The 5064-nt window shown below is 73.8% G+C and carries 7 protein-coding genes; 6 read left to right on the forward strand and 1 reads right to left on the reverse strand.

Features of this window, described 5'->3' with window-relative positions; translation table 11 throughout:
• Positions 1 to 30: 30 nt before the first annotated feature.
• Positions 31 to 1320, reverse strand: coding sequence for an ABC transporter substrate-binding protein (locus JNW89_RS27205; protein WP_238451195.1), 1290 nt, complete (start codon positions 1318 to 1320; stop codon positions 31 to 33).
• A 231-nt stretch (positions 1321 to 1551) separates the two neighbouring features.
• Between JNW89_RS27205 and JNW89_RS27210 the strand changes: the two genes are divergently transcribed.
• The 6 genes from JNW89_RS27210 to JNW89_RS27235 form a co-directional block, all read left to right on the forward strand.
• Positions 1552 to 2565: a LacI family DNA-binding transcriptional regulator gene (locus JNW89_RS27210; protein WP_238451197.1), complete on the forward strand. Its 1014-nt coding sequence runs from the start codon at positions 1552 to 1554 to the stop codon at positions 2563 to 2565.
• 134 nt (positions 2566 to 2699) lie between these two features.
• Positions 2700 to 3425 carry a hypothetical protein gene (locus JNW89_RS27215; protein ID WP_238451198.1) on the forward strand — a complete coding sequence of 242 codons (726 nt, stop codon included), beginning with the start codon at positions 2700 to 2702 and terminating at the stop codon, positions 3423 to 3425.
• 125 nt (positions 3426 to 3550) lie between these two features.
• The gene (locus tag JNW89_RS27220; RefSeq protein ID WP_306344912.1) at positions 3551 to 4063 is read left to right on the forward strand and encodes a DUF6529 family protein; all 513 of its coding nucleotides are present in this window, start codon (positions 3551 to 3553) and stop codon (positions 4061 to 4063) included.
• 22 nt (positions 4064 to 4085) lie between these two features.
• The gene (locus JNW89_RS27225; protein ID WP_238451200.1) at positions 4086 to 4526 is read left to right on the forward strand and encodes a Rieske (2Fe-2S) protein; all 441 of its coding nucleotides are present in this window, start codon (positions 4086 to 4088) and stop codon (positions 4524 to 4526) included.
• Positions 4527 to 4604: 78 nt separating this feature from the next.
• Positions 4605 to 4766, forward strand: a complete 162-nt coding sequence (locus tag JNW89_RS27230; RefSeq protein ID WP_238451202.1) for a hypothetical protein — start codon at positions 4605 to 4607, stop codon at positions 4764 to 4766.
• A 115-nt stretch (positions 4767 to 4881) separates the two neighbouring features.
• A partial coding sequence (locus tag JNW89_RS27235) for a hypothetical protein (protein WP_238451203.1) occupies positions 4882 to 5064 on the forward strand: 183 nt, incomplete at its 3' end.

Raw genomic sequence — 5064 nt, forward strand, 5'->3', positions numbered from 1 at the left:
GGGCGCGGCCGAGGGCCGGCACGGCCGCGGTCACCGCGCCTTCCCCATCGCGGCGACGAAGTCCGCCGGGGTGAGCTGGGCGAGGAAGAGCTTCTGCAGGTTGGTCAGCAGCTCGCTGCTGACCGAGGGCGGCAGCGCCTGGTCCCAGGACTGGGTGAACGACGACGCGCCGGACACCAGCTGGTAGGTGAAGGTGGTGAACTCGGCGCCCGGGGTGCCGGCCAGCTTGGTCTCCACGCCCTTGACCGCCGGCACCTGTCCGGCGGCGATCAGCCCCGTGACGTACGACTCGGAGGTCAGGGTCTTCTTCAGGAAGTCGACCGCCGTGTCGGCGTGCTTGGAGCTGGCGGACACCGAGTAGTAGTTGCTCGGGTTGCCGACCACCGCCGTCGGGTCGCCGGCGCCGTCGGCGACTGTCGGGAAGGGCAGCCAGCCGAGCTTGCCGTCCTTGACGAAGGTCGGGTTGTTGGTCAGCTGGGTGGAGTACTCCCAGCTGCCCATGAGGAACATGGCCGCCTTGCCGGTGGCGAAGAGCTTGGAGGCGCCGGAGTTGTCGTAGTTGATCGAGGCGAAGTTCGCGCCGAACGCGCCCCGCTTCGCCAGCTCCTGGCACGTCGTGGCGGCCCGCACCACCGCCGGGTCCGACCAGGCGCCGGCCGTGCCGGCGGCGATCGCGGCGAACTTGTCGGGCCCGCCGACCCGGTCGAGCAGGTACTCCAGGTACATCAGTTCGGTCCAGCCCTGCGAGCCGGGCAGCGCGATCGGGGTGACCCCCTTGGCCTTGAGCGCGTCGACCACGGCCAGCAGCTGGTCGTACGTCTTCGGCGGCTGGAGCCCGGCGGCGGCGAAGACGCCCTTGTGGTAGTAGAGGATCACCGGCTGGATGCCGTTCATCGGCAGGGCGTACTGCCGGCCGTCGACCTGCCCCACCGACAGCACGCTGGGCAGGAACGCGGCGGACAGGTCGGCGGTCCGGTCGGTCAGGTCGACCACCTGGCCGGCCTTGACGAACTGGGCGAGGTTGCCGCCGCCCCAGTTGAAGAAGACGTCCGGCGCCTGCGGCGACCCCATCGCGACCTGGAGCTTCTGCTTGTAGGCGTCGTTGACGTACGTGGTGAACTGGATCTTGTTGTCGGCGCCGGAGTTGTAGGCGTCGATGGCGGGCTTGACCACCTTCTGGTATTCGGCGTCCTGCAGGGCCCAGAGCTGAAGCTGGTCACCGCCGCCCGGTCCGGAGCTGCCGCACGCGGCGAGCGAGCCCAGCACGCCGGTGCTGAGCAGGGCTGCGGCCGTACCACCCAGGAAATCGCGACGACGCATGGCCGATCACCGTCCTCTCACGACCCGGCCGCGCCGGACCGGATGCCTCGATAAGTTTCGGGAAAGTTTCGATTTCGAGGCAGACTAGGCAGCGCCGCGAGATCGGGTCAAGGGGTCGCTGTCGATGGAACGGCGGCGGAATCTAACGGATCGGACACGTGGGTGCGCAGTTTTCGAAACTTTCGGGATACGATCGAGGGCAGGGCACATCGATCGGCCGAGGAGAGTGGCATGCCGGAGACGCGGGCGACCCTGTCGGAGATCGCGGCCGCCGCGGGCGTGTCCGTGCCCACCGTCTCGAAGGTGCTCAACGGCCGCCCGGACGTCGCGCCCACCACCCGGCAGAAGGTGCAGGACCTGCTCGACCGGCGCGGCTACACGGCCCGGCGGGCCACCTCCTCCGGTGGCGCCGGCCTCATCGACCTGGTCTTCCGCGACCTCGGCAGCCCGTGGGCGATGCAGATCCTCGACGGCGTGGAGGAGCTGGCCTACCGGGCCGGCATGGGCGTGGTGGTCTCCGCCGTGCACGGCCGGCACCGCACCCGCCCCGACCGGCGCTGGATCGAGCAGCTCTCCGCCCGCCGCTGCGACGGGGTGCTGCTGGTGCTCTCCGACCTCTCCCCCAGCCAGCAGAGCCAACTCGACGAGTTGGGCATCCCGGTGGTCATCATCGACCCGGCCGGGCAGCCCGGCGCGGGCATCCCGTCCGTCGGCGCGACGAACTGGGCCGGTGGCGTCGCCGCCACCGAGCACCTGCTCGGCCTCGGCCACGACCGGATCGCGGTGATCGGTGGCCAGCCCACCGTGCCGTGCAGCCGGGCCCGCGTCGACGGCTACCGCGCCGCGATGAACGCGGCGGGCCGCAAGATCCCCGCCGGTTACGTCCGGCACGGCGACTTCAACGCGCCGTCCGGATACCGGGAGATGAACGCCCTGCTCGACCTCTCCCGCCCGCCCACCGCCGTCTTCGCCTGCGCCGACCAGATGGCCCTCGGCGCCTACGAGGCGCTCTACGAGCGCGGCGCGCGGGTCCCCGACGACGTGAGCATCGTCGGCTTCGACGACCTGGACGCCGCCCGCTGGTCCGCTCCGCCGCTGACCACCGTCCGCCAGCCGCTGACCGAGATGGCCGGGATGGCGACCCGGATGCTGCTCGCGCTGATCGCCGGCGAGGAGCTGGACAGCCACCGCATCGAGCTGGCCACCCCGCTGATCGTCCGGCAGAGCACCCGCCGGCCGGCCTGAGCGCAGCCCCACCTTCCGTGGTCGGCAAGCCCGGCGCCGCCGCGGCTGTTCCCGCGGAATTGCCGGGACGGATCGGCGCGCGGATTGAACGACCGGCGCCCCGGCACCGTACGACCGGGTGAAGGGAGCTGCTCATGAAGCGCATCACCCCGTTGCTGACCCTGCTGACCGGGGCCGGGACGGCCGCCGTGCTGTTCGCGATGAGCGCCCAGGCGGCGCCGCGTACGGTCCAGCCGACGGCCGCCGCCACCCCCTCGGCCAGCGCCACCGCGGCGCCGGAGGCGCCCCCGACACCACCGGCCGACCCGACCGGGCAACCGCCCGCGCAGCCGTCCGAGCAGCGCAGCCGCCCCGGCGCTCCCACCACCGCCCCGGCCGCGCCGGTCACCGCGAACTGGACCGGCTGGCTCGACAGCGGCGCCACCATCGCCATCACCGCCACGAAGGGCAGGGCGGTGGCCTACGTCTGCGACGGCAGACGCCTGGAGATCTGGCTGCGGGGCACCGCCGCAGCCGGCCGGCTGAAGCTGACCGGCAAGAAGGGCGCCACCCTCACCGGCACGATCGACGACGGCGAGGTCACCGGCGAACTGGTCGTCGGCGACAAGCGGTGGAGGTTCACCGCCAAGGCCGGCGCCACGCCCGCCCCCGTGCTCTACCGGGCCACCGCGCGGGCGCGCGGGGCCGGCCTCGACGGCGGCTGGATCATGCTGCCGGACGGCTCGCAGATCGGCGTGCTCACCCGCGACGGCTCCCCGGCGCCGGCCCCGCCGCTGGACCCGGCGTTCGGCACCACCATCGTCGACGGCGTCACCGTCACCGCCGAGCCGGTGGCCGCCGACCCGGAGACGGCGGAGTGAGGGTCGGTCCCCGGCACGGCGTCGACGCGGACTCCGCCGACGACACCACGCCGGTGGTGCACGTGCAGTTCGACCCGGCGCCCGCGCCGGCCCGGCCCGCCACGCTCGGCGCGCCCCGGGCGTCGCTGTTCGTTCCGTTGCTGGTCGGCGCGGCCGTCGCGGTGGCCACGGGCGTCTACGGGCGGCTGCACACCCCGACCGGGATCGCCGTCAACCTGGCTGGCTTCTCCGGCCCGCAGGCGGTGAAGGTGTGGCTGGGCAGCGGCGCGGCGTTCTTCGCCGTCCTGCAGTTGCTCTCCGCGCTGGCCATGTGGGGCCGGCTGGGCGGCTTCTCCCCGTCCTGGGCGGGCACCGCGCACCGCTGGTCGGGCCGGATCGCGTTCCTGCTGACCGTGCCGGTGGCGGTGCACTGCCTCTACGCGCTGGGCTTCGCCGACCACGACCCGCGCACCCTGCTGCACTCGCTGCTCGGCTGCCTGTTCTTCGGCGCCTTCACCACCAAGATGCTCGCCCTGCCCCGGCCGGGGCTGGCCGGCTGGGTGCTGCCGGTGATCGGCGGGGTGGTCTTCACCGTCCTGATGGGCATCTGGCTGACCTCGTCGCTGTGGTACTTCACCACCGTCGGCGTCGGCACCTGAGGTACGAGAGGAAGGCGAGGACATGGTCGACGACCGCGATCCGGGCTGCCCGTCCCGGCGGGCGGTGCTGGCCGGAGCCGGCGGGGCGGGCCTCACCGCCCTGCTGACCGGCTGCCAGACGTACGGCGAGGCCGCGGCCCCGGCCCCCGCGGCGACCGGCGCGGCGGGTGGAGCGGCGAAGCCGCTGGCCACGGTGGCGGACATCCCCGTCGGCGGCGGGCGGATCTTCGCCGCCCAGGGGGTGGTGGTCACCCAGCCCACCGAGGGCACCATCAAGGCGTTCTCGGCCAGGTGCACCCACCAGGGCTGCACCGTCACCGCCGTCCGCGACCGCACCATCGTCTGCGCGTGCCACAACAGCGTCTTCGACATCGCCGACGGCTCGGTGCGCGGCGGACCGGCCGGTCAGCCGCTGCCGGAGGCGGCCGTCGCGGTCGAGGGGAACAGCATCCGGCTGGCCTGACCGGGCGGGACGGGCCGACGACCGCCCCGCTGCGTCTCCCGGCTGCTGCACCTCACCGCGACGGCGCACCTGTTCGGGGTGGAGGAGGGTCTGGTTCCCGGCGACGCGCCGTGGGCCGGGCCGGCCGTCACGGGCGAGCGCGTCCCGCCGAGGCGAGCCACCGGGGCGCTGTCGGCACCCGACTCCCGGATGGACGCCGGCCGGCCGCCCCTGCCCAGCGGCCGGGAGGTGTCGGCCTGACCCGCGGCACAGAAACCTGCGTGCCGCGCCGCGCGCTCTCTGTCACCGCACCGACGCTTTCGGTAGAGTCCCCGGTGCCGGTCCCGATGGGACGGCCGAGGTCGGGGGTGCGGCGATGGGCGTGCGGAGCAGGCGGCTTGGGCCTCTCGCGCTGCGCCTCGGGCTCGTGCTCGGCGCCGCCGCCTGCGCCTGGATCGGCTACGAGGCGGGCGACCACCGGCCCGCGCGCGCCGCCGACGCGCCGCCCATCGTCACGGTGGACGCGGTCGTCGGAGGCGTGACCGACCTGCTCCAGGCC

Source organism: Micromonospora sp. 4G55, assembly GCF_016803375.1.

What these genes read in the sequence shown, in the direction of transcription:
- JNW89_RS27225 (WP_238451200.1), top strand. Translation starts at nt 4,086, where the DNA reads ATGGTCGACGACCGCGATCCGGGCTGCCCGTCCCGGCGGGCGGTGCTG.
- JNW89_RS27210 (WP_238451197.1), top strand. Translation starts at nt 1,552, where the DNA reads ATGCCGGAGACGCGGGCGACCCTGTCGGAGATCGCGGCCGCCGCGGGC.
- JNW89_RS27205 (WP_238451195.1), bottom strand. Translation starts at nt 1,320, where the DNA reads ATGCGTCGTCGCGATTTCCTGGGTGGTACGGCCGCAGCCCTGCTCAGC.
- JNW89_RS27215 (WP_238451198.1), top strand. Translation starts at nt 2,700, where the DNA reads ATGAAGCGCATCACCCCGTTGCTGACCCTGCTGACCGGGGCCGGGACG.